A 278-nucleotide genomic window follows, 5' to 3' on the forward strand; every position below is an offset into this window, starting at 1 on the left:
CCCCACACTGATTCCTCAAGATGCGCTACTAGCAAATGTGAATGGCGTAAAAAATGCGGTGTTGGTCAATTCGCACCCGCTTGGGCAGACGCTATATTGTGGTGATGGCGCTGGCGCTGGTGCTACGGCGTCTGCAGTAATGGCAGATGTGATGGACTTGGTTCGGGTATTGGGCAGCAAGGACAACGACGATCAAAGCAACAGTAATCAAAACAACCACGGCCACCATGTGCCGCACTTAGCTTTTATTCCTGAACAACTATCAGATACGCCTATCT

At 50.4% G+C, this 278-nt stretch carries 1 pseudogene; it reads left to right on the forward strand.

The window, feature by feature from the left end:
• Window positions 1-278 (forward strand): annotated as a pseudogene (locus AAEZ08_RS22850) (hypothetical protein); the annotation flags it as partial.

Origin of the sequence: Pseudomonas sp. E45-MNA-CIBAN-0222 (assembly GCF_040310405.1) — a bacterium.
GTDB classification, from domain to species: Bacteria; Pseudomonadota; Gammaproteobacteria; order Pseudomonadales; family Pseudomonadaceae; genus Stutzerimonas; species Stutzerimonas stutzeri_AC.